Annotated in this window: 18 protein-coding genes; 5 read left to right on the forward strand and 13 right to left on the reverse strand. The window is 58.5% G+C overall.

Going from position 1 to position 21,772, the window contains the following annotated elements:
- Nucleotides 1–136: 136 nt before the first annotated feature.
- The 4 genes from FJU30_RS02710 to FJU30_RS02725 form a co-directional block, all read right to left on the reverse strand.
- Complete coding sequence (locus tag FJU30_RS02710) at nt 137–1,738, reverse strand: FGGY-family carbohydrate kinase (protein WP_150433768.1); 1,602 nt, start codon at nt 1,736–1,738, stop codon at nt 137–139.
- Between the two features lie 136 nt (nt 1,739–1,874).
- On the reverse strand, nt 1,875–2,819 hold the full coding sequence (locus tag FJU30_RS02715; RefSeq protein ID WP_150433767.1) for an ABC transporter substrate-binding protein: 945 nt from the start codon (nt 2,817–2,819) through the stop codon (nt 1,875–1,877).
- Nucleotides 2,820–2,938: 119 nt separating this feature from the next.
- Nucleotides 2,939–3,922: an ABC transporter permease gene (locus tag FJU30_RS02720; protein WP_150433766.1), complete on the reverse strand. Its 984-nt coding sequence runs from the start codon at nt 3,920–3,922 to the stop codon at nt 2,939–2,941.
- Between the two features lie 3 nt (nt 3,923–3,925).
- Nucleotides 3,926–5,425 (reverse strand): sugar ABC transporter ATP-binding protein, encoded by a 1,500-nt coding sequence (locus FJU30_RS02725; protein WP_150433765.1) that lies wholly within the window; start codon nt 5,423–5,425, stop codon nt 3,926–3,928.
- Between the two features lie 626 nt (nt 5,426–6,051).
- Between FJU30_RS02725 and FJU30_RS02730 the strand changes: the two genes are divergently transcribed.
- The 3 genes from FJU30_RS02730 to fucU are packed head-to-tail and all read left to right on the forward strand — an operon-like array spanning nt 6,052 to nt 9,748.
- The gene (locus FJU30_RS02730) at nt 6,052–7,824 is read left to right on the forward strand and encodes an L-fucose isomerase (protein ID WP_150433764.1); all 1,773 of its coding nucleotides are present in this window, start codon (nt 6,052–6,054) and stop codon (nt 7,822–7,824) included.
- A gap of 45 nt (nt 7,825–7,869) precedes the next feature.
- Nucleotides 7,870–9,321 (forward strand): L-fuculokinase, encoded by a 1,452-nt coding sequence (fucK, locus tag FJU30_RS02735; RefSeq protein WP_150433763.1) that lies wholly within the window; start codon nt 7,870–7,872, stop codon nt 9,319–9,321.
- A 1-nt stretch (nt 9,322) separates the two neighbouring features.
- On the forward strand, nt 9,323–9,748 hold the full coding sequence (gene fucU, locus FJU30_RS02740) for an L-fucose mutarotase (RefSeq protein WP_150433762.1): 426 nt from the start codon (nt 9,323–9,325) through the stop codon (nt 9,746–9,748).
- 114 nt (nt 9,749–9,862) lie between these two features.
- Here the strand turns inward: fucU and FJU30_RS02745 are convergent, their stop codons facing one another.
- From FJU30_RS02745 to FJU30_RS02775, 7 genes are all read right to left on the reverse strand, one after another.
- Complete coding sequence (locus FJU30_RS02745) at nt 9,863–10,903, reverse strand: hypothetical protein (RefSeq protein ID WP_150433761.1); 1,041 nt, start codon at nt 10,901–10,903, stop codon at nt 9,863–9,865.
- A 54-nt stretch (nt 10,904–10,957) separates the two neighbouring features.
- Nucleotides 10,958–12,457 (reverse strand): helix-hairpin-helix domain-containing protein, encoded by a 1,500-nt coding sequence (locus tag FJU30_RS02750; protein ID WP_150433760.1) that lies wholly within the window; start codon nt 12,455–12,457, stop codon nt 10,958–10,960.
- 33 nt (nt 12,458–12,490) lie between these two features.
- Complete coding sequence (locus FJU30_RS02755) at nt 12,491–14,173, reverse strand: PP2C family serine/threonine-protein phosphatase (RefSeq protein WP_150433759.1); 1,683 nt, start codon at nt 14,171–14,173, stop codon at nt 12,491–12,493.
- Entirely contained in the window at nt 14,173–15,213 is a 1,041-nt protein-coding gene (locus FJU30_RS02760; protein ID WP_150433758.1) for a TerY-C metal binding domain-containing protein, read from the reverse strand. The genes FJU30_RS02755 and FJU30_RS02760 overlap by 1 nt, the downstream gene beginning before the upstream one ends.
- 119 nt (nt 15,214–15,332) lie before the next feature.
- A complete protein-coding gene (locus tag FJU30_RS02765; RefSeq protein ID WP_150433757.1) occupies nt 15,333–15,971 on the reverse strand; it encodes a vWA domain-containing protein in 639 nt (212 codons plus the stop codon).
- A gap of 1 nt (nt 15,972) precedes the next feature.
- The gene (locus tag FJU30_RS02770) at nt 15,973–16,614 is read right to left on the reverse strand and encodes a TerD family protein (protein ID WP_150433756.1); all 642 of its coding nucleotides are present in this window, start codon (nt 16,612–16,614) and stop codon (nt 15,973–15,975) included.
- 18 nt (nt 16,615–16,632) lie between these two features.
- Entirely contained in the window at nt 16,633–17,271 is a 639-nt protein-coding gene (locus FJU30_RS02775; RefSeq protein WP_150433755.1) for a vWA domain-containing protein, read from the reverse strand.
- 218 nt (nt 17,272–17,489) lie between these two features.
- Here FJU30_RS02775 and FJU30_RS02780 point away from each other — a divergent pair, with 218 nt between their 5' ends.
- Nucleotides 17,490–18,089: an SMI1/KNR4 family protein gene (locus tag FJU30_RS02780; protein ID WP_223881494.1), complete on the forward strand. Its 600-nt coding sequence runs from the start codon at nt 17,490–17,492 to the stop codon at nt 18,087–18,089.
- A 143-nt stretch (nt 18,090–18,232) separates the two neighbouring features.
- On the opposite strand, the gene FJU30_RS02785 is transcribed toward FJU30_RS02780, so the two are convergent.
- Both FJU30_RS02785 and FJU30_RS02790 read right to left on the reverse strand, forming a co-directional pair.
- Complete coding sequence (locus tag FJU30_RS02785) at nt 18,233–18,676, reverse strand: DUF3828 domain-containing protein (RefSeq protein ID WP_150433754.1); 444 nt, start codon at nt 18,674–18,676, stop codon at nt 18,233–18,235.
- A 237-nt stretch (nt 18,677–18,913) separates the two neighbouring features.
- Nucleotides 18,914–19,816, reverse strand: coding sequence for a LysR family transcriptional regulator (locus FJU30_RS02790; protein WP_150433753.1), 903 nt, complete (start codon nt 19,814–19,816; stop codon nt 18,914–18,916).
- Between the two features lie 100 nt (nt 19,817–19,916).
- Between FJU30_RS02790 and ilvD the strand changes: the two genes are divergently transcribed.
- Complete coding sequence (gene ilvD, locus FJU30_RS02795) at nt 19,917–21,758, forward strand: dihydroxy-acid dehydratase (protein WP_150433752.1); 1,842 nt, start codon at nt 19,917–19,919, stop codon at nt 21,756–21,758.
- The last annotated feature ends 14 nt before the right edge of the window (nt 21,759–21,772 follow it).

Below are 21,772 nucleotides of genomic sequence, written 5' to 3' on the forward strand. Positions count from 1 at the left end.
CGGAATAACGGAAATGACGTGAATCAACCGGCGTGATTGATTCACGTCAGCGGCAATAGCGAATTACCGCATAGTCATGCGCCCTGACATTTTTGGTTATCGCGCCGGCCGCCTGAATCCGGCGGCCGGCGCGCGCTCATTTGCCGTCGGCGGCATCCGCCATGATGCGGTCCAGCGCTTGTTGCTGTTCATACAGCTGTAAATAGACCTGATATTTGCGCTGATGGAAGGCGGCCATCTCCGGCCTGGCGCGCAGGGTTTCGCCGGGTTGCGCCAGCGCGCCGCAGGCGGCCGGGAAATCCGGCCAGGCGCCGCAGGCCACGGCGCCGCAGATGGCCGCCCCCAGCGTAACGGCATCCTCTTCGCGCATCAGGTGGATATCGCGCCCGGCGATATCGGCATATTCGCGCAGCCACAGCGGGTTATGGGTGGCGCCGCCGCACATAACGAGATGCGTAATGCGATGCCCGGCCTGCTCCATGGCGTCGATAATATGGCGGGTGCCGTAGGCGATGGCCTGCAGCGTGGCGAGATACAGGCGGGCCAGCGCCGGCTCGCCGCTTTCCAGCGTTAAGCCGCACACGCTGCCGCGCGCATGCGGATTGGCGCGCGGCGAGCGATTGCCGTGGTGATCCGCCAGGACGTGCAGATGGCGGGTCGGCAGCGGCTCATGTTGTTCCAGCTGCGCCACCCACCGGTTCGCCAACGCCACGGGATGCAGGCCCTGCGCGTCGGCCGCGCTGAACAGTTGCGCGCTCTGGCCCTGCTGCCGCAGCGTCCAGTCGATCAGTGAGCCGGCCGCGCTCTGCCCGCCTTCCGTCAGCCACCAGCCCGGCAGCATGGCTGACCAGTACGGTCCCCATACTCCCGGCGTTTCCAGTTGCGCTTTGTTGACCAGCATATGGCAGTTGGAGGTGCCGCTGATGATCGCCAGCGCGCCCTGCGGCTGGCCCCCGATCAGCGCCAGCCCGCCGGCGTGAGCGTCGATAATTCCGCTTGCCACGACCACGCCCGGCGGCAGACCCAGCTCGCCGGCCGCTCTGGCGCTTAACTGGCCGGCCGGCGCGCCGATGTCGATAATCCGGCCCGGGATCTTCGTCAGCAAATCGTCCAGCCCGACCGCCCGCAGCAGCGGCATACTGAAGCGGCCCTCGTGGGCGAGATAATTCCATTTACAGGTCAGAGTACAGAGGCTGGCCACGTCATTGCCGGTGGCTTTCCACACCAGAAAATCGGCCAGATCGAAGAAGCGCGCGGTTTGCTGGTAGCGCTGCGGAAAATGGCGCTTCAGCCACAGCACTTTAGGAAGTTCCATCTCAATGCTGACTTCGCCGCCGACGTAACGCAGGGCGTCGTCCCCGCTGGCGTTAATCTCCGCCGTTTCCTGCGCGGCGCGATGATCCATCCACATAATAATGTCGCGATCCGGCGCGCCGTCCTGCGCTACGGAAACGCCGCGTTCGTCGCCATCGATCGCCACCAGCGAGCAGGTGGCGTCAAAGCCGAGCGAACGGATGCGTTGACGGTCGACCTGTGCCCCGTCGACCGCCTCCCGCACGGCCGCGCAGACCTGGCGCCAGATTTCCGCCGAGGATTGCTCGACCTGATCGGCGCCGTGGCGAAACTGGCTGATCGGCCGTACGGCGAAGGCCAGACGCTGACCGCGCGCGTCGTACAACCCGGCGCGAACGCTGGCCGAACCGACATCAACACCTAAGTAATATCCACCGTTGTGCATAACAGGCTCCTGGCGTTGGCACAAACCGGCGGGGAAAACGGTTCCCCGGCCGGGAAAGAGACGCTTGAATCATAAACCGTCAGGGAGACGATGAATCAGGCCGCCGTTACGCGGCTGCTTCCCGCGCGGGTGTTGCTTAGCGCCGCGGATGCAGCAGCTTTTCCACCGCCGGATCGTCGATATTCTGCATGCTGACGTATTTCACCGGGATATCGATCACTTTCTCTACCGTTTTGCCGCCGATGGCGTCATTCAGCGCCTTAATGCCCTGATAGCCGATCTGGAACGCGTCCTGCACCACGAAGCCCTGCAGCACGCCGGCGCGCAGGAAGCCGATAATGGCTTCGGTGCCGTCAAAACCGATGAGCTTCACCTTGCCTTTAATGCCCAGGCTGTCGACGGCGTTCGCCACGCCCAGCGTGGAACCTTCGTTGGTGGCGTATATGCCGGCCAGATCGGGATTGGCCTGCACCATATCGGTGGTCTTATCCATCGCTTTCTGCGGGTCGCCGTCGCTGTATTGCACCGGCAGAACGGTCACCTGCGGGTATTTCTCTTTCATCTGCTTAATAAAGCCTTCGGAACGCTCGATGGCGGAGGTGGTGCCGGCCACGTGGGCGATGATGCCCACTTTCCCCGCGCCGCCGATCTCGGCCGCCAGCGCGTCGGCGGCGTCGGCTCCCGCCCTGACGTTATTGGTCGCCACAAAGCTGGCGGGAATATCGGAATTGACGCCCGAGTCGAAGGTCACCACCTTGATGCCCCGGCTATTGGCCGTTTCCACCAGCGGCGCCAGCGCGTTGGCGTCCAGCGCGGCCAGCAGGATGCCGTCGGGTTTTTTCGCCATGGTATTTTCCAGCAGTTGGATCTGCTCGGCGATTTGCGTCTCATCCGCCGGGCCGACAAAGCTGGTGGTGACGCCCAGCTCTTTCGCCGCCGCTTCCGTCCCCATTTTCACGGTCTGGAAGAATTCATGCTGGTAGCCTTTGCTGACCACCGGCAGCGTTAATGTCTTAGCCCAGGCGCCGCCCGTTAGTACGAGCGCCAGCGAGGCGACAGCTAATAATGATTTGTTTTTCATGTCATTCGCTCCGTTTAGGTAACCCTTTAGCCCGCGAGGCGCCGGTGAGTCGCTTGCCGGCGCCCCGACGGCGTCAGGGACTGGATTGTTTTTTTACCGGGTACTCATGACCAGGCGCGTCAACGCATCTTTTTGCGCAGCGTATCGAGATAAACCGCCGCGACCACCACGATGCCCATGGCGACCATTTGCCAGAATTGCGAAACGCCCATCAGGTTGAGGCCGTTTTTCAGCACGCTCATGATAAAGGCGCCGATAATCGTGCCGCCGATGGTGCCAATGCCGCCCATCAGACTGGTGCCGCCGATCACCACCGCCGCAATCGCCTCCAGCTCGTAGCCCACGCCGACGGTGGGCTGTCCGGAGTTGAGGCGCGAAGCGAGGATCACTCCGGCGATACCGGTTAACAGACCGCAGAAGGCGTAGACGAACACTTTGACGCGCTGCACTTTGATGCCGGAGAGATGGGCGGCCACCTCGTTGCTGCCGATGGCGTAGACGTAACGGCCAATCACGGTTTTTTTCAGGATATAAGCGGCGAGCAGCGCGATGATCAGCAGATAGAACACCGGGTAGGGCAGGATATCGAACAGGCGGCCCTGAGCGAGAAGTTTAAAGGCCGGATAATCGGAAAAATAGATCGCGCGGCCGTCGGTCATCACCAGATTAACGCCGCGCACCGACATCATCAGCCCAAGCGTGGCGATAAAGGGCGGAATCGCCGCGCGGGTCACCAGAAAGCCGTTGATACAGCCGCACAGGCCGCCGGCCAGCATGCCGGCGATAACGCAGACCGCCAGCGGCAGGCCGAACGAGGCGCACAGCCCGACGGCCACGCCGGAGAAGGCCACCACCGAGCCTAACGACAGATCGATGCCCGAGGTAATGATGACGTAGGTTACGCCAATCGCCATAATGCCGATAACCGATGTCTGCAGGGCGATGGTCATAATATTTTCGGTATTAAAGAAGAACGGTGAGCTGAAACTAAAAAACATGACCAGCAAGACCAGACTGAGTAGCGGCGCCAGGCGCATCAGTAATGCTTTATTGATGCGGCGCGGTTTAATGGGCTGATTAGCGGGAGTTAATGAGTCAGTCATGATTTAATCCTCTAACGTCGCATATTTCATAATATTTTCCTGCGTGGCGTTGGCGTTATTCAGCTCGCCGGTGATTCGGCCATGGCGCATGACTAATATACGATCGCACATGCCTAATATTTCCGGCAGCTCCGACGAAATCATGATGATAGATTTCCCTTTCGCCGCCAGTCGGTTCATCAGTTCATAAATTTCCAGTTTTGCGCCGATATCGATACCTCGGGTGGGTTCGTCAAAAATTAAAATATCGGTGTCCTTACATACCCAGCGGGCGATAATAATCTTCTGTTGATTGCCGCCGCTGAGGTGCAGCGCCGCTTGCTGTAAATGCGGGGTTTTAATCCGCAGTGCGTCGACTAATTGCTGGCTGATCGCCTGACTCTGCTTTTCTTTTACGATGCCGAGGCGGTTGGAATATTCAGGGAAATTGCCGAGCATAATATTCAGCTCTACCGATAATCCCAGCGCCAGCCCCTCTTTTTTCCGATCCTCGGTTAAATAACCGATACCTTGCTCAATCGCCTGGTGGACATCGCGTACCGCGGCCAGTTGCTCGTTCAGCCGGATTTCGCCGCTGTCGATCGGATCGGCGCCAAACAGGGCGCGCGCCAGCTCGGTGCGTCCGGCGCCCATCAGTCCCGACAGGCCGAGGATCTCGCCGCGGTACAGGGTGAAGTTAATGTCGCGCAGCACCCCTTTGCGGTTGAGATTCTTCACCTCCAGCGCTTTTTCCCGCCGGTGAAAGGGCTGGCGCGGCGGGTAGATATCGCCCAGTTTGCGACCGACCATCATGGTGATCAGATCGTTGATCTGCACCGTTTCGTAATCCACGGTGGCGATATACTGCCCGTCGCGCATCACGGTGGCCCGGTCGGCAATCAGCGCCAGTTCCTCCAGGCGATGGGAGATATAAACAATGCCGGTGCCCTGCTCCTTCAGCAGGCGGGTGACGTCGAACAGGCTGTCGATTTCGCTCGAGGTCAGAGCGGCGGTGGGCTCGTCCATAATCAGCACTTTGGCATTGACCGAAATCGCTTTGGCGATTTCCACCATTTGCTGTTGGGCGACGGTGAGATCGGCCACCGGCGTGTCCGGTTTAATTTTCAGGTTTAATTTCGCCAAAATATCCAGCACCGACGCGCGTTGCGCCCTGGCGTCCAGCTGCCAGCGATTGTTTTTACAAAATTCGCGGCCAATAAAAATATTTTCTTCGACGGTTAAATCGGGAAACAGATTAAATTCCTGATGAATAATGGTAATTCCCTTATTTTGCGCCGCGAGCGGGCTGGAAAATTTAACGATTTCTCCTTCGAAAATTATTTCGCCTTCGTCGGCCTGGTAGACGCCAGATAACACTTTCATCAGCGTAGATTTGCCGGCGCCATTTTCCCCGAGTAAGGCATGCACTTCGCCGCGCCGTAAATTAAAGCTGACATTGCTTAATGCCAATACGCCAGGAAAACGTTTGGTAATATTATTCATCTGCAAAAAATGATCTGACATTGCGCTTTCCCTTAAATTAATCAAGCGTTAAGCGTTCGCTGTCTGCAATAATGACGGCGGCGATAAGCGCCCGCCGCGGCACTCTGTAAACGGGAAAGGCGAATGCCGGTGATTTAACCGCTCGACCTCCAGGCGGCGGAACGCGAACCTGGCGCAACGACCGGCGCGGTCGGTATAACATGGCATCAAACCCGTTTTTCATGACCCCGATATCCACGGCGCTTCAGGCTGCCGTCGGCAACGCGAAATTTAGCGGATATTTAAAGCTAACTCGAGTTAGCTTTCGTGGTTTAAAGCTAGTAAAACTCTCTGCGCCAGACAAATACTTTGATGGCAAATTGTGACGATGCGCAACGGTCATTAATTACTCATTTGAATTTCAACGTATTTATTGCTGAGTGCTGAATCGTGTTTTCTGCTCAGGCCGGGCGTAAGCCGCTAACTCGTGAAAATCATCACAGATTATGCACAAAGTGATTGTTTATTTGTTGCTCCGATATCTATGCTAATTCGAATTAGCTTTTCATTTCTCTTCTCGTCGTTTCACCGGGCCGCTTCTTTTCCGGCGCGGTGAAGTCGTATCGACATACTTCATAAAAACGGATTTATCACCTTGAGGAAGCACCATGGCGCCTGGCTTAGTTAAAATTGGCATTCGTCCGGTGATTGATGGCCGCAGAATGGGCGTGCGGGAATCGCTGGAGCAACAAACCATGAATATGGCGCAGGCGACGGCGCAACTGCTGACCGGGCAACTGCGCCACCCGAACGGCGCCCGCGTCGAATGCGTGATCGCCGACGGCTGTATCGCCGGCACGGCGGAAGCCGCCGCTTGCGAGGAAACCTTCAGCCGACTGAACGTCGGCCTGACAATTACCGTTACGCCCTGTTGGTGCTACGGCAGCGAAACCATTGATATGGATCCGCTGCGTCCGAAAGCCATCTGGGGATTTAACGGCACTGAACGTCCCGGCGCGGTCTATCTGGCGGCGGCGCTGGCGGCGCATAACCAGAAGGGTATCCCGGCGTTTGCGATTTACGGCCGCGAAGTGCAGGACGCCGGCGATACGCAGATGCCGGCGGACGTGCGGGAAAAACTGCTGCGCTTTGCTCGCGCCGGGCTGGCGGTAGCCGGCATGAAGGGGAAAAGCTACCTTTCGCTGGGCGGCGTATCGATGGGCATCGCCGGTTCGATCGTCGATCATGATTTTTTCGAATCCTGGCTGGGCATGAAGGTTCAGTCGGTCGATATGACCGAGCTGCGTCGCCGTATTGATCAGAAAATCTATGACGAACAAGAGTTCGGGCTGGCGCTGAGCTGGGTGGATAAATACTTCCGTTACGGCGAAGACAAAAACAGCGAGGCGTCGCGCCGCACCGCTTACGCCAACCGGGCCGTCCTGCGTGAAAGCCTGCTGATGACCATCTGCATCCGCGACATGATGCAGGGCAACGCCCGGCTGGCTGAAAAAGGATGGGCCGAGGAGGCGCAGGGCTACAATGCGATTGCGGCCGGGTTTCAGGGCCAGCGCCACTGGACCGATCAATACCCGAACGGCGATATCGCCGAAGCGTTGCTCAACAGTTCTTTTGACTGGAACGGCGTGCGCCAGCCCTATATCCTGGCGACGGAAAACGACAGCCTGAACGGCGTTTCGATGCTGTTCGGCCACCTGCTGACCGGCACGGCTCAGATCTTCGCCGACGTACGCACCTTCTGGTCGCCCGAATCAGTGGCGCGCGTGACCGGCGCAACACTGACCGGACGCGCCGAACACGGCATTATCCACCTGATCAATTCCGGTTCGGCCGCGCTGGACGGCTCCTGCCGTCAGGAGGATGAGCAGGGCAACCCGACCATAAAACCGCACTGGCAGGTCAGCCGGCAGGAAGCGGAAGCCTGCCTGGCCGCTACGCAATGGTGCCCGGCGCTGCAGGAATATTTCCGCGGCGGCGGCTATTCTTCCCGCTTCCTCACTCGCGGCGGCGTGGCTTTTACCCTGAGCCGCCTGAATCTGGTGAAAGGGCTGGGGCCGGTGTTGCAAATCGCCGAAGGCTGGAGCGTCGACCTGGCGCCGGAGGTGCATGCAACGCTGGATAAACGCACGGATTCCAGCTGGCCCACCACCTGGTTCGCGCCGCGCCTGACCGGCCAGGGCGCGTTTCGCGATGTCTGGTCGGTGATGGCCAACTGGGGCGCGAATCACGGCGTGCTGACCGTCGGCCACGTGGGGGCGGATTTAATCACCCTCGCCGCCATGCTGCGGATCCCGGTCTGTATGCACAACGTCGCGGATGAGGCGATTTATCGTCCGACGGCCTGGGCGGCCCACGGCATGGACAGCGAAGGGCAGGATTATCGCGCCTGCCGAAACTATGGCCCGCTGTACAAACGTTAAACGGCGCGGGTCGGCGCGCTGTCGCGTCGTCCGCCAGGAGGCGATATGAGACAAGAGGCGGTGCTGGTGCTGGATTGCGGCGCCACGAACGTGCGGGCGATCGCGCTGGACAGGCAGGGGCGGGTTATCGCCAACGCGGCGGTGGCCAACGCCAGCCGGCCCGCGGCCGAAAATCCCGCCTGGCATAACTGGTCGCTGGATGACATCCTGGCGCGTTTGCAGACGTGCTGCCGGCATATCGCGCCGCAGACGGCGCGCCTGAATATTCGGGCGCTGACGGTAACGACCTTCGGCGTGGACGGCGCGCTGACGGACGAAAACGGCGAACTGCTCTATCCGATTATCAGCTGGAAATGCCCGCGCACGCTGGAAATGATGGCGCAGGCGGCGCGCGATATCGCCCCGGACGCGCTACAGACGCTCTCCGGCATCGGGCAGTTCAGCTTTAATACTCTCTACAAACTGCTGTGGCTGAAGCAATACCATCCGGCGCTGCTTGAGAAGGCGCACGCCTGGCTGTTTATCTCCTCGCTGATTAACCAGCGTCTGACCGGCGAATTCACCACCGACCGCACGATGGCGGGCACCAGCCAATTGCTGGATGTCCGGCGCGAGCGTTTCAGCGAGGTGATTTTGCAACGCGCCGGTTTATCGCCGCGCCTGTTCCCGCGCATGGTGAGCGCGGGCGAGATGGTCGGCGTTTTGCAGCCCGCGCTGGCGGCGCATCTGGGGTTGTCGGCCGGCATTCCGGTGATTTCCGCCGGACACGACACCCAGTTCGCATTGTTCGGTTCCGGCGCCGGTCTGCTGCAGCCGGTGCTCTCTTCCGGCACCTGGGAGATTCTGATGGTGCGCACGCCGCAGGTCGATACCGCGCAGTTGCCGCGCTATGACGGCTCCACCTGCGAACTGGACAGCCAGCCCGGACTGTTTAATCCGGGCCTGCAGTGGCTGGCCTCCGGCGTGCTGGAATGGCTGCGCCGGTTGTTGTGGCGCGAGGCGTCGCCGCCGGCGGTGTACCAGAGCATGGACGATGAGGCCGCTGAGCTGCCGCCCGGCGCCGGGGGCGTGCGGATGGACTGCGGTCTGCTGGGGCCGGCGCGGCAGGCCGGCTGGCGCGGCGTCACGCTCGATACCACGCGCGGCCATCTCTATCGCGCGGCGCTGGAGAGCCTGAGCGGGCAACTGCGCCGCAACCTCGATATTTTGCAGTCGATCGGCGCGTTTCAGGCGCGGGAACTGCTGCTGGTGGGCGGCGGCTCGCGCAATGCGCTGTGGAGCCAGATCAAGGCCGATATTCTCGGCCTGCCGGTGAAGGTGCTGGAGGACGCCGAAACCACGGTGCTGGGCGCCGCCATGTTCGCCTGGGCCGGCTGCGGCGCATACCCCTCGCCGGAACACGCGCGCGCGCAGGTCGACTATCGCTATCGTTACTATTATCCCGGCGTTCAGCGCGCGGCCTATCAGGCGCTGGCGTCAGAGGCTGAAGGAGTATGACATGCTGAAAAACATTTCCCCGCTGATCTCGCCGCAACTGTTGAAAACGCTGGCCGAAATGGGGCACGGCGATGAGATTATCTTCGCCGACGCCCATTTCCCGGCCCATAGCCTGGGTCCGCAGGTGATTCGGGCCGATGGCCTGGCGGTCAGCGATTTGCTGGCCGCGGTGATCCCGCTGTTTGAATTAGACAGCTATGCGCCGCCGCTGGTCATGATGGCGCCGGTCGCCGGCGATTCGCTGGACCCGGACGTGGAGCGGCGCTATCGCCAGGCGTTGTTTCAGGAGCGGGGCGGGCCGCCGATCGAACGCATCGACCGTTTTGCCTTTTATCAACGGGCGGCGCGCGCCTTTGCGATCGTACTGTGCGGGGAGCGCGCGAAATATGGCAACATTCTGTTGAAGAAAGGGGTGACGCCGTCGTAGCGACGTCAGCGCGCCCTCTGCCGCGGTGGCCGGGTATTATCGGCAGAGGGCGACGGCGCACTTTATGGCGCCGGAAGGCGCGCAGGCGGAACCCCGCGTCGGGGGGCGTCGCAGCTAGCCGACGTAATCCGCTCCCGACAGCATCAGCGCGCCTTGCCGCATACTGAAGCGTAAAATCATACCGCCGTCGCACACTTCCGATACGCCGGGCAAGGTTTGATTGGCGCGGGTTCCGAGAAATACAACCAGTTCGTCATCGGCGAAATGAGTAAAACCATGCTCGTCGCATACCCCCTCGACGGTGATTTTTTGCGCGCCCTGATAATAATAGAATTGCCCATCTTCTTCGGCGGGAAAATATTTACGCGCCTGCGCTTGCGGCGTCAACGCATTAAGCCGGAACTCGCCGATTTCTCGTTTCGCTGCGTCGACGCGGAGCAGAGTAAGATTTTTTAACCGGCTGATCAGCAAGGCTGAGTGCTTGTCGAAGAGCGCCGGCGAAATGTCGCCGCTCGCTTCATCTTCGGTGCCCGCCAGTAATACATCGCTGATACCGGGCAGCGGGAAGACAATATGGTGTTTAAGCCAGGCGGCATCGGCGGAAGCCAGCGCCTGTTGAAACGCCTTAAACCCGGCGAGCATCGCCTGCGGGGCAGAGGCAGAGGCAGAGGCAGAGGCAGAGGCAGAGGCAGAGGCAGAGGCAGAGGCAGAGGCAGAGGCAGAGGCAGGGGCAGGGGCATCGTCGGCCGATGGCTCTGCCGGGTGCTGCGGCACGTCGCCCGCCTGTCCGACGGCCGGCGCCGGAGGATAAGACGAGAAATGGCAGCGCGCCCGCGACGGGGAGTCCGCCGATGAATCGAAATTAGCGCTCGTCGCCCAGACGCCTTCCGGCGAGCGGCGCAGCTCCCGATCGTACAGTACGAGCTTGCCGTCAATGCGTAGCGCGCCGGCGTCGGTTTGCGCGGTGGCGCAGAAATAGGCGCGGTCGCCGCTGACGCTTAGCTGTTTAACCCGAAACCGGATGTCGGCAGGATAATCGATTTCGCTGCGCATCCGATCCAACAGAATGCGCCGCATCGGATCGCCGGCGTCCAGCGGCTGCCCGGCGCCGGACAGCGAAAACAACAGGATTGTAAACAGGCTATACCGTTTCATGTCGCTGACCTTCCCGGCATGATCTGACGATGGCGCGGCGCGAGAGCCGCGCCGCTAATTGGCGATCAATTGCACCACCACCAGCCTGCCGCCTTCCTCCAGCGAAAGCACGAATTGCAGGCCGTCGGTGAGCTGCAGTTTATCGCCGATGGCGATCCGTTGTTTATCCGGCAGCACCAGCAAATCATGGATGCCTTCATTGACCAGCCACCACTGATCCTGATGCTGTTGGAAATACCCCACGCGTTTTTTCTGTTCTTCGCTGGTTCTTTCGTTGGGCGCTATCAGGCGATTAACGTGCCATGCGTACAGCGACTGGCCGCTCCACACCATCAGCCGGTGATCGTCGGGACGATAGCTGCCGGCCTTGCGCGACGAGTAAAGGTTCAGCACCGGCAGTTTCCCTGCGTAAGGCGTGCCGCAGTAAGGGCAAACCGGATGCGTTTTCCCGGAGAAAACGTACCATTGCTGTTCGCAGGCCGGATTTTGGCAGGGCTGAATCAGATCGATGGTTTTGATTAACGCGCTTTCCCACTCGTCCGCCGTCGGTCGCTGCGCCGGATCGTGCAGCCCGCTGATAAAGGCTTTTTCAAACAGCGGCGAGAGATAAGGGCCCATGATCGTATAAGGGATTTTCTCCGGGTCCGCCCACGGCAAGGCGGAGGGTTTTACCTGGCTGATTTTTACCGCGTTGCTGCGATCGGTCGGGTGCTCGATAAACAGCGCCTTTTCCCCCATGGAAAGCGTTTCATCGCGCAGTTCGTCGTCCATGTCATGGATTTTGCCGCCGCGTAAGGGATGGCGGTAAAACAAATACATGTAGATCAATACGGCAAGCGCGTGGCGATCGGTGCTGATGCTGGGCAGAAAACGGTCTTTGTCCTCTTTGGGCAAATGGCTGGTTTTTACCACTTCCGGAGCGATAAAATCCGGCGTTCCGACCACATCGGGCGGGAATTTCCCCGGCACCACAAGGCCGTCGATATCGATCACGCAGGCGTGTCCCTGTTCCGGATCGATCAGCACGTTTTTATAGCTCAGGTCGCTATGGCAGAGCCCGGCGGCATGCATGCGACGCACCGCGCGCGTGAGCAACAGGCACACTTTCAGGTAATTCAGCGTATTGCCGCGCTCCCGCGGATCGAGGAACTTATTCTGGTTGTTGGCGCTGGCGAACCATTTGCCCTCTTTCTCCCGGCCTTTGATCGACAGAAAGTCGTTATTTTTAGAGCCGTATTTGAAAAAGAAGTGGCTTTGATAGGTGGGAACCACAATGCCCAGCTTGCCGTCGTGCTCGATCATGTCGGTGGGCCAGCAAAACAGCCCTTGCCAGTATTCTCCGCCGGCCTGCTCGAAAATATTTTGCCTGAAACGGCCGGTAATCATGTTAATCCGTTCTCTGGCCTGCGCGCTTTGCGGCTTTTTATAGAACGCGACGACATAGGATTTATCCGGCGAAAAATAAACGTCTTTCATCGAACCTGAACCGATGATGTCATCAACATACTGGACCGTTTTGCCATCCACGGTCGTACAGGTAATAATCTTTGCCATGTAGCTTCACCCACTCTTAGCATAACAGAACGATTACCAGCAGACGGCGATCGTCCGGTCATCGTGATTGCCGGCTGAAAAGAAACTCAGCCATTCGGTCAGCCGCTCCGCCGCCTGCTCATCCTGCAGGGCGGGAGACAATTCGCTCACCAGCTCACGCCATTTTTCACCCGATTGCAGGCCATTATCGGTTTCGAACCAGGGATCGGAAACGCCGTCCGTCATCAGGATCAGGTGGGACACGTCCCGCCATTTTCCGATGATAATGCGTTTGTTAAACGCGGGGTCATTCATTGCGTCGTTGTCGAGAAAACGCGTTTGCCCCGCATATTCGCCGCTGTCCGGCGCGCCCAGCAGACGCACTTTGCCGGCCGGGCCATAGGCGGCGATGGCCCCGTCGCCCATCCAGAATGAGGCCGCGAACCATTCCTCCCCCAGCCGCAGCGAGACCGTCGCCAGCAGCGTGGTGGAAAACGATTTGACCGGCTCCCCGACCTTGATGGCTTCATTATTAATGGTGTTGACCGCCAGACGGGCCGCATTGTGATAAAGACGGGAAAAGTAGAGACCGAGCGCCTGATGAGAATCGGCATCCCAGCGCTGAATCAGATCGAGCAATTTGTCATCGTTCTCCTCCGACATACGCTTGCTCAGGAACTCGCCCGCCGTCTGCACGGCGATGCGCGATCCCTGGCGCGAGTTTTTAGCGCTGCCCGCGCCGTCGGCCACGATCATGATGCTCCAGCCGTTTTGCGCATCGTGGGCGATGAAAAAGTCATCATCGCGGAATGCGCCCACGTGTTCGTGCGAGCGGCCCCTGCGGCTGGCGGCCGCCATGTTGACTTCGCCCGCGCTGATCATCCGCCGATCGATATTCGGCTTGAAATATTTATCGTCGGCGGGCGGCTCGATGACCTTCCACAGGCTGCGCGGGTCCGGATTGATAATCAGCAGCGTGCGGGCGGTTTGGGGCGTGCGTTCGCGGCTCGTCCAGCTGATCTCCAGTTCGTAGTCGCCGCTCTTCGTCGGCGTTCCCGTCAGCTGGCGGGTTTCCGCATCGAACGCCAGACCGATATCCTGCGGCATGTCGACGCTCACAACGGCGGCGCCGTCATCCGGCGGGATATCCAGCGTAGCGCGATAGGGCGCGCCCACCCGCGCGTTGGCAAGGTTGATTTTGATCGGCGGCGGCGTTGTCGCCGGCGGGCGGGCGGCGCCGGTCTGGCGCGGCACCTGGCCCGGTTTTAACGGCGCGGCAGCCGGCTGCGATTCCGGACTTTCGGCGTCTGCCGGGCTGGCCGCCGGCGCCGCGTCTAAGGGCGTGCCGGCCTGCGGCTCTTGCGCGTCATCGCGTTCGGTCTGCTCGTTTGTTTCGGCGTCCGCCGCCGGCGCGTCGGTGTTCTCTTCACCGGCGCGGGGGCGCGAGTCGGCGGTTATCTGCGCAAGGGCGATGTCCGCCGGCGAAAGCGGCGCGGGTTGAGGCGCGGCCAGCGGCGGCAGCGGCGGGATAACCGCGCGCTGATATTCCGCGGCGGGCGGCGTGTCATTGGTCGCGGGCTGCGCCTTTTCGAGGACTTTGTGCGTCAAATCGTCAATAAGGCGCTGGATATCCTTATCCGCGCTGAGCGTGGCCAGCATGCTTTCCGTCAGCGTGATCTTCCGTTGCGCAAGGATGGGAATCAGCAGCGACCTGATAAACGGCGTATGTTGGGTCATCAGCCTTTCCCCCGGTTGACATCAAAATCGGCGTTGTTGTCATTTTGGCTGAATGCGATCCCTTTTTCGCACCAGGGGCAGATTACTTCTTCCGGACCGTTGACGCACAGCAGTTTGCCGCAGGCGCAAACGGCGAACGCGGTGGCATTGCCGCAGTGGGGGCAGCCGGGCACGCCGTGCAGTTCCGCGGTATTCACCTGCAGCGTGGAAACGGCGTTATCGCTCCAGGCAAAATAGTCTTCATCGATGGGAAAACATCCCGTCAGGTTAAAGCCGTTGATATTCAGCTTAAAATCAAGAGACGAGACCGTGACATTGGGCCTTTCATATTTCATCAGATAAGGGCGACGCGATTTATTACAGCGCCCGACCAGGGTGACGCAGGATTCGTCGTAAGCGCGCGCCACCTCATCCTTTGCCAGCCGCACAATCCGATCGGTTTTACTTAACAGCGGGGGCGATTCGTCGCCGACGCTGCGGCTGTGCGCCACCACGGAGGCGGTGATCCATTTGATGAAACGGGTGAAGTCGCCTTCCTGCGCTTCGGTGAAGAGCAGAACGTTATCCGTGAGCTGACGTAAAATATTCAAATCGGCGGATAATCCGAGGCCTATTGCTATCATATTGACTTTATTCGAATATTTTTCCTGCCAGTTTTTGATGGCGGGCGTAATGTCGTCCGTGGGGTGACCGTCGGTTAGCAGATAGACCACCGGTTTCCAGTCGCCTTTGCGTTCGGCGCTGGTTTTTATCACCTGAGTGTCGATCTGGCGGGTTAATTCATGCAGCGCGGCGCCGAGGCTGGTTCCTCCGCCGATGGGCAGCCGGGGCGGGTAGAAGGACACGACTTCGACTAGCGGCACGATGGTTTTGGCTACGCCGGCGAAGGCGATAACGGAAATATAGGCGGTTTCCAGCGCGTGCGGGTCTTTTTTCAAGTCATTGACGATCATTTGCAGGCCGTCATTCATCTTCTGCAGATTGTCGCCAATCATCGATTCAGAGCAATCCAGGACAAAGAAAACAGGCAGTCTTCTCATTAACGAAACCCCCATCAGGCATTGATTTTTATTTTTAATTCAGACTGAAACGACAGCTGTATCAATATGATCGCAAAATAAAACGGCAAAGCCCGGTTTCCCTGAGCTTTGCCGTCGGATTACAGCACCAGCTGAATTTCAGGCGGCGGCGGCGGGAGAGTGTCCTGGCCGGACGTCACCCCGGCGCTGGTGCTGCCGGTGGATACGCTGGCCGAAACCCACTTGAAGAAGCCGGCAAACGCCGTTGAATCCAGCGTCTCAAGCGCAACGACCTGCGGCGTCAGCTGCTTCAAATGCTCATGTTTCGCCTTCGGCCCCACGGCGCAGGCAATGATGGAGCCGAACGCGCGTTTTTTGACTGCCTGAATCGCTTCGCCGTAGGCGTACATATCCGACGGGGTGCCGTCGGTCATCAGGAATACCAACGGACGCCAGTCGCCTTTCTGATCGCCATCGGCGCGTTTTACTTCGCGATCGACGCAGTCGATCAGGCATTCGAGCGCGGCGCCGGTAAAGGTCCCCCCGCTGCTGGGCACGGTAATATCGGTAAACTGAAAGTGCTCCAGCGCGGTCAGGGGAATGTATTCTCTCGCCTCATTATCAAAGGTAATAATCGAGAGATGCACGCTTTCCAGCGCATAAGGATCCTGGCGCAGGGCGCTTAGCATCGCCTGAATACCCACATTCACGGCATGAATGGACTCCCCGCGCATGGAACCGGAGGTATCGATCAATAAATAAACCGGTAGCCTTCTCATATCAGGCATGATCCTTCAGGTGGGTGATGAACGTATCCGACGGAGAGGGTTCCCCGATAGCATTCAGTTTCCAGCCGCCGTTTTCTCTGACCAGTTCGGCAAAGAGCAGCGAACGCTGATTGGCGTAAGCCGCGCCGCCGGAAAGATCAAAACGCGCCATTTCGACGTTTTTGGCGTCCGTCGCGCGGATATAGGCGTTTTTCACTTTGCCGAAATGCTGCCCCAGCTGCTCGCCATTATAGATTTGCACAATAAACACGATCTTGGCGTACTTATCATCCAGCGTATTCAGGTTAACGATGATCTGCTCGTCATCGCCGTCGCCTTCGCCCGTACGGTTATCGCCGGTTAACCAGATTTGCCCCGATTTGTGCTTCAGGTTATTGAAAAAAATGACGTCGCTGTTGACCAGCGTGGGCTTACCGTTCTGAATATCGCCGAAATCGGTAACCTTGCCGGCCGCGTTACAGAGAAAAGCGATGACGTCTAAATCGTACTCTTCGCTTTTCGCGCTGAGCAGCCCGCGCAGAAAGCCTTTCTTCTCTTCATTGATATCCCAGCCCAGACCAATCGTGACCGAGGACAGATCATGTTCGTTTTTTTTGAGGCTGACGCCTTGCCCTTTGCTTAGACTTACCGACATAACGGCTCCTTCATCCTGTTAGAGTACAACATTAACTTCTGGCGGCGGGGGCGGTAAATCATCGAGGCCGATTACCTCTTTTTTACCCGCTTCGACTTTTTGGCTGCCAACGGAAATACTCGCTGAAACCCATTTAAAAAATGCTTTGATCGTGCTGGAGTCAGCGGTATCCAGCTGCAGTACAATCTCCGTGATTTCCTTCAGTACTTTCGTTTCCGCCGCCTGACCGGCCGCACAGGCGACGACGACCCCGGTGCGGGTATTTTTAAAGGCGCTGACGCCATCGCGCCAGTCGTCGGTTGGGGAACCGTCGGTCATGATGAAGATGAGTGGACGCCAGTCGCCTTTCGTTTCCGCCGTGGTTTTATGCACTTCGCGTTCAATGCAGGCGGACAGCAGAGTCAGCGCTTCGCCGAAGGCCGTCGTACCGCTGGCGGTCAGTTCTGGCGCCTTGAAGTTGATAAGATCGGTGAGAGCAACAGCCTGGCGAGCGGTGGAGTCAAACGTGATGACGGAAACATACGCGGTTTCCAGCGCGTAGGGATCTTGCCGAAGTGTGGACAGCAGCGTTTGCACGCCGTTTTTAACGGCTTCGATCGGCTCTCCCGTCATCGAACCCGAGGTATCAAGCAGTAGGTAAACCGGTAGTCTGCGCATAAGCGTCACCTCACTAATGGATAGTGATAACCTGATGTTTCGACATCATAATTGATTCAGGTGTGAACACAACAGAATCGTGCCCCGGCAGCGCGCCGTTCGCTCAAGGGACTAACGGCCGCGCGGCCGGTATCTTTACCCAATCATTTTTTGTTGTTTTCTCCGCCGTATCGTTTAGTCGATAATGTGCCTAAACATAACGCCGGAAACCCTAAGCCATGATGGAAAAATATTCGCTTATCGACACTCATTTAAATAATGTATTTAATGCATTAGACGAAGAAAATATCGAGCCCTGGTCGGCGGTTGAAGGCGCTGCGCCGCAGGATATTCAGCAGGTGAAAACGCGCTATCCCGCCTGTCCGACGGAGCTACTCGAGCTGCTGCAGCGGGTCGACGGGACTTACTGGCGGGATTACGGCGACGTTACCGTGAGCGTTCCCATGCTGGCTTCGGATGTCGGCGATGATTTTGGCTACTATCTGCTTTCCTGCCGGCAGATTATTGATGAATGCGGCGAAGATTGGAGCATTGCCGACGTTTACGGCGACTGGTTATCCAATCCGGATATTATCAAGGTGGATAGCCAGATTGATATCCGGCTGCCCATCAGCGAGCGGCTCTGTTTCGCCCACTGCATCAATAATGGCGGCACCTCCAGACTGTATATCGACTTCAACCCGATCAATGGCGGCCGCCCCGGGCAGATCATTCGCTATTTGCACGATCCCGACAGCTATATTGTTCTGGCGCCCTCGTTTGCCGAATATCTCAACACGCTGGTTAAACGCAGCTATGAATTCGTCTCGATATATTGAGTAAGGAGATGGGCTAACGATGCATGCTCCGGATTTCTGCCGGAGCATGGGTTTTTCCTCAGGGAAATCATCCTGCAGGGCGGGATGAGCCGAACGGCGTATGTGCGCCGCGCGACGAACATACGGCGGCGAGTCAATCAAGGTTAGGGCCAGGGCAACACATCATCGGCTTTCATAATTAGCCAATGACCCTGTTCTTGTTTAAGAAATAGAACGATATCGGTTTTTTCTTGTTGCCCGAAAGACTCGGCGACCAGCGTAACGCCGTCATTCAGAGAGGTTGCCGGGTGGATCACCGTGTTGGCTTTCCAGCCCACGGGATGGTAATCCTGCACTTTGGTGAAATAACTCACCCCGTCCGGCAGGCCGCCCCGTTTGAGATCGGCGCGCACCCGGTCCACCGTCGCTTTGGCGACATAGCGATAAATATCGTTATCCATTTCAGCGGGCTGATCCGCATTATCGGCAGCGATATACCATGCGTAAAATTGACGCACAAACTCTTCGGGCATTTGCGCATTGGCCTGAGCGGGCAGCGGCGCGCTTAGCAGCGTAAAAAGAACAGGCAGCAGGAATTTACAGCGCATCTTCTTCACCTCACCGGTGGCGGTAGAGTTGGCAGGCGCGCGTCGAGCAACGGAATCCCGATGCGCTTCCCCTGGTAGGGGCTCCGGCTAAGCGCGCTCCGCCAACACGCCCTTGCCCTCATCGCCGCCAGGTTACCGCCATCGGTTACTCAGTCAAGTAAATAACATATTGTTTTTTATGGTATTTTAAATATATTGATCATTTTCTGCCGTTCCATTTTATGGCGTTGTTGAATATCAGATCGCTTCCAGCGCGATGGCGATCAGATTTTTTAGCGTTGGCGACGCGTTATCTTTTCGCCACACTAACCCGGTATCCAACTGGGGAGGATCATCGAGGAGATCCAGATAGACGACGCCGGTTCTTGCCAGATGGCGCAGAGAATTAGGCACTAAAGCGATACCCATCCCCGCGGCCACAAGGCTAATGATTGTTTGCATCTGTATCGCGTGCTGAATCACGTTGGCCTGCGTTCCGTAAGAGGCGTAATAGCTCATCACCAGGGCGTGGAAAGCCGGCGCCAGAGGTTGAGGGAAAATAATTAACGGCGCGTCTATGACCGATGAGGGGCAGAGTTTGCCATCGATAATCCTGAGCCGTTGCTGTCGGGCCCACGACTCGGGAAGCGCCGCGATTAATGGTTCCGATAATAGTTTTTTATAGGATAGCTCTGCCGGTAATGCCGTATTGGCCGGCGGAATGATAATGCCCGCGTCGCTCTTGTCATTAAGCAGCGAGGCGATTTGCACATTGCTTGTCGCTTCCGTTAACGCCAGGTCCACCGTGGGGTAACGACTGCGATACTGGCTGACCAGCGCCGGCAACACGCTGTAGTCGGCGGTGCTGACGAAAGATAACGCCAGCCGCCCCGCCTCGCCTTTACGTAGCCGGTTGGCTAACCCCGGCAACGCGTTGACGCAAGCCAGCGCGCTTCTGACATGCGGCAGCCACTGTTCGCCGAAAGGGGTGAGGGCGACGGTTCTTTTCGTGCGCGAGAACAAAGCCTCGCCCAGTTCTCTCTCAAGCGACAGGATCGACTGACTCAACGGCGGCTGGGTCATATTAAGCCGTTCGGCCGCTTTGCCGAAGTGGAGCGTTTCCGCGACCGCGACGAAGTGTTTCAGCTGTCTGATGTCCATGATTAATATCCATGATGACTTAATGGCTATAGAATAATATATTTCACAAGCGATTTCGTCGAAATTAACATGGCGCCTTCAGCTTATTGAGGAGGCGTTTATGCCAGTTTACCGATCACGAACCTCTACACACGGCCGCAATATGGCCGGCGCCAGAAGCCTGTGGCGGGCGACAGGAATGAAGGATGAGGATTTTAATAAGCCAATCATCGCCGTGGTTAACTCCTTTACACAGTTTGTGCCTGGCCATGTTCATCTGAAAGACCTCGGCCAGTTAGTCGCCAGGGAAATAGAAGCGTCGGGCGCTGTGGCAAAGGAATTCAACACCATTGCCGTCGATGATGGGATCGCCATGGGCCATGATGGCATGCTGTACAGTCTTCCATCGCGCGAGCTGATCGCCGATAGCGTCGAGTACATGGTAAACGCCCACTGTGTCGACGCGATGGTCTGCATTTCCAACTGCGACAAGATCACGCCGGGTATGCTGATGGCGGCGCTGCGCCTGAATATCCCGACGATATTCGTTTCCGGCGGTCCGATGGAGTCAGGCAAACTCAGGCTGCGCGACAAGGCGCGGGCGTTCGACCTGATCGATGCGATGGTGATTGCCGCTGATGATGGAATGTCCGATGACGAGGTGGCCGCCGTGGAAAATGTCGCCTGCCCGACCTGCGGTTCATGCTCTGGTATGTTTACGGCGAATTCGATGAACTGTCTGACCGAAGCGCTCGGGCTGGCTCTTCCCGGCAACGGCTCTATGCTGGCGACGCATGCGCTGCGCAAAGATCTGTTTATTGAGTCCGGCAGAAAGATTGTCGCGTTGAGCCGTCGATATTATGAACAGGACGATATCAGCGTATTACCGCGTTCTATAGCCAGCTTTGCGGCGTTTGAGAACGCCATGACGCTGGATATCGCCATGGGCGGCTCGACCAATACCGTGCTGCATTTGCTGGCCGCCGCTTACGAAGGGCATGTCGATTTTTCAATGGCTGATATTGACCGCTTGTCGCGGCGGGTTCCGGTCTTGTGTAAGGTGTCGCCGGCCGTCGCCGATGTGCATATGGAAAATGTACATCGGGCCGGGGGGATCATGGGCGTGATGGCCGAGCTGGCGCGGGCCGACCTGATTCATACCGATTTACCCACCGTTCATGCGTCAACGCTGGGCGAGGCTTTGGCGCACTGGGATGTGAAATCTGCCGCCGACGACGCCGTCAGGCGTTTCTATCGCGCCGCGCCGGGCGGGGTGCGTAGCCACAGCGCATTCAGCCAGAATAACTATTACCCCGGTCTGGACACCAACAGAACATCCGGCTGCCTTCGCGATGCTGAACATGCGTTCTCACAGGACGGCGGGCTTGCCGTGTTATCGGGAAATATCGCCCTCGACGGATGCATTGTGAAAACCGCCAGCGTTGATCCCGGTATGCTCTGTTTCTCAGGCGTCGCCCGCGTTTTTGAAGGACAGGACGAGGCGGTCGACGGCATTCTTTCCGGCGCGGTGCGCGCCGGCGATGTGGTTGTTATCCGTTATGAAGGGCCGCGCGGCGGGCCGGGCATGCAGGAAATGCTTTACCCGACCAGCTACCTGAAATCTAAGGCGCTTAATAAAAAGTGCGCGCTGATTACCGACGGCCGTTTTTCGGGCGGCTCCTCCGGCCTGTCGATCGGACATGTGTCGCCCGAGGCGGCGGAGGGGGGCGCTATCGCGCTGATCGAGGAGGGCGACGTCATCTGTATCGACATCCCGGCGCGATCCATTCGGCTGATGGTGAACGATGCAACCCTGGCGGAACGCAGGAAGCGGATGGAGGCGCGGGGCACAAAAGCATGGAAACCGGCAGCGCGCCGGCGGCGGGTCTCTTCAGCGCTCAAGGCCTACGCCGCGATGACCACCAGTGCGGCACGCGGCGCGGTGCGCCGGGTGGATGATTGACCGACGTGGTCGAC

This window comes from Affinibrenneria salicis (assembly GCF_008710095.1).

What these genes read in the sequence shown, in the direction of transcription:
- FJU30_RS02710 (WP_150433768.1), bottom strand. Translation starts at nt 1,738, where the DNA reads ATGCACAACGGTGGATATTACTTAGGTGTTGATGTCGGTTCGGCCAGC.
- FJU30_RS02715 (WP_150433767.1), bottom strand. Translation starts at nt 2,819, where the DNA reads ATGAAAAACAAATCATTATTAGCTGTCGCCTCGCTGGCGCTCGTACTA.
- FJU30_RS02720 (WP_150433766.1), bottom strand. Translation starts at nt 3,922, where the DNA reads ATGACTGACTCATTAACTCCCGCTAATCAGCCCATTAAACCGCGCCGC.
- FJU30_RS02725 (WP_150433765.1), bottom strand. Translation starts at nt 5,425, where the DNA reads ATGTCAGATCATTTTTTGCAGATGAATAATATTACCAAACGTTTTCCT.
- FJU30_RS02730 (WP_150433764.1), top strand. Translation starts at nt 6,052, where the DNA reads ATGGCGCCTGGCTTAGTTAAAATTGGCATTCGTCCGGTGATTGATGGC.
- fucK (WP_150433763.1), top strand. Translation starts at nt 7,870, where the DNA reads ATGAGACAAGAGGCGGTGCTGGTGCTGGATTGCGGCGCCACGAACGTG.
- fucU (WP_150433762.1), top strand. Translation starts at nt 9,323, where the DNA reads ATGCTGAAAAACATTTCCCCGCTGATCTCGCCGCAACTGTTGAAAACG.
- FJU30_RS02745 (WP_150433761.1), bottom strand. Translation starts at nt 10,903, where the DNA reads ATGAAACGGTATAGCCTGTTTACAATCCTGTTGTTTTCGCTGTCCGGC.
- FJU30_RS02750 (WP_150433760.1), bottom strand. Translation starts at nt 12,457, where the DNA reads ATGGCAAAGATTATTACCTGTACGACCGTGGATGGCAAAACGGTCCAG.
- FJU30_RS02755 (WP_150433759.1), bottom strand. Translation starts at nt 14,173, where the DNA reads ATGACCCAACATACGCCGTTTATCAGGTCGCTGCTGATTCCCATCCTT.
- FJU30_RS02760 (WP_150433758.1), bottom strand. Translation starts at nt 15,213, where the DNA reads ATGAGAAGACTGCCTGTTTTCTTTGTCCTGGATTGCTCTGAATCGATG.
- FJU30_RS02765 (WP_150433757.1), bottom strand. Translation starts at nt 15,971, where the DNA reads ATGAGAAGGCTACCGGTTTATTTATTGATCGATACCTCCGGTTCCATG.
- FJU30_RS02770 (WP_150433756.1), bottom strand. Translation starts at nt 16,614, where the DNA reads ATGTCGGTAAGTCTAAGCAAAGGGCAAGGCGTCAGCCTCAAAAAAAAC.
- FJU30_RS02775 (WP_150433755.1), bottom strand. Translation starts at nt 17,271, where the DNA reads ATGCGCAGACTACCGGTTTACCTACTGCTTGATACCTCGGGTTCGATG.
- FJU30_RS02780 (WP_223881494.1), top strand. Translation starts at nt 17,490, where the DNA reads ATGATGGAAAAATATTCGCTTATCGACACTCATTTAAATAATGTATTT.
- FJU30_RS02785 (WP_150433754.1), bottom strand. Translation starts at nt 18,676, where the DNA reads ATGCGCTGTAAATTCCTGCTGCCTGTTCTTTTTACGCTGCTAAGCGCG.
- FJU30_RS02790 (WP_150433753.1), bottom strand. Translation starts at nt 19,816, where the DNA reads ATGGACATCAGACAGCTGAAACACTTCGTCGCGGTCGCGGAAACGCTC.
- ilvD (WP_150433752.1), top strand. Translation starts at nt 19,917, where the DNA reads ATGCCAGTTTACCGATCACGAACCTCTACACACGGCCGCAATATGGCC.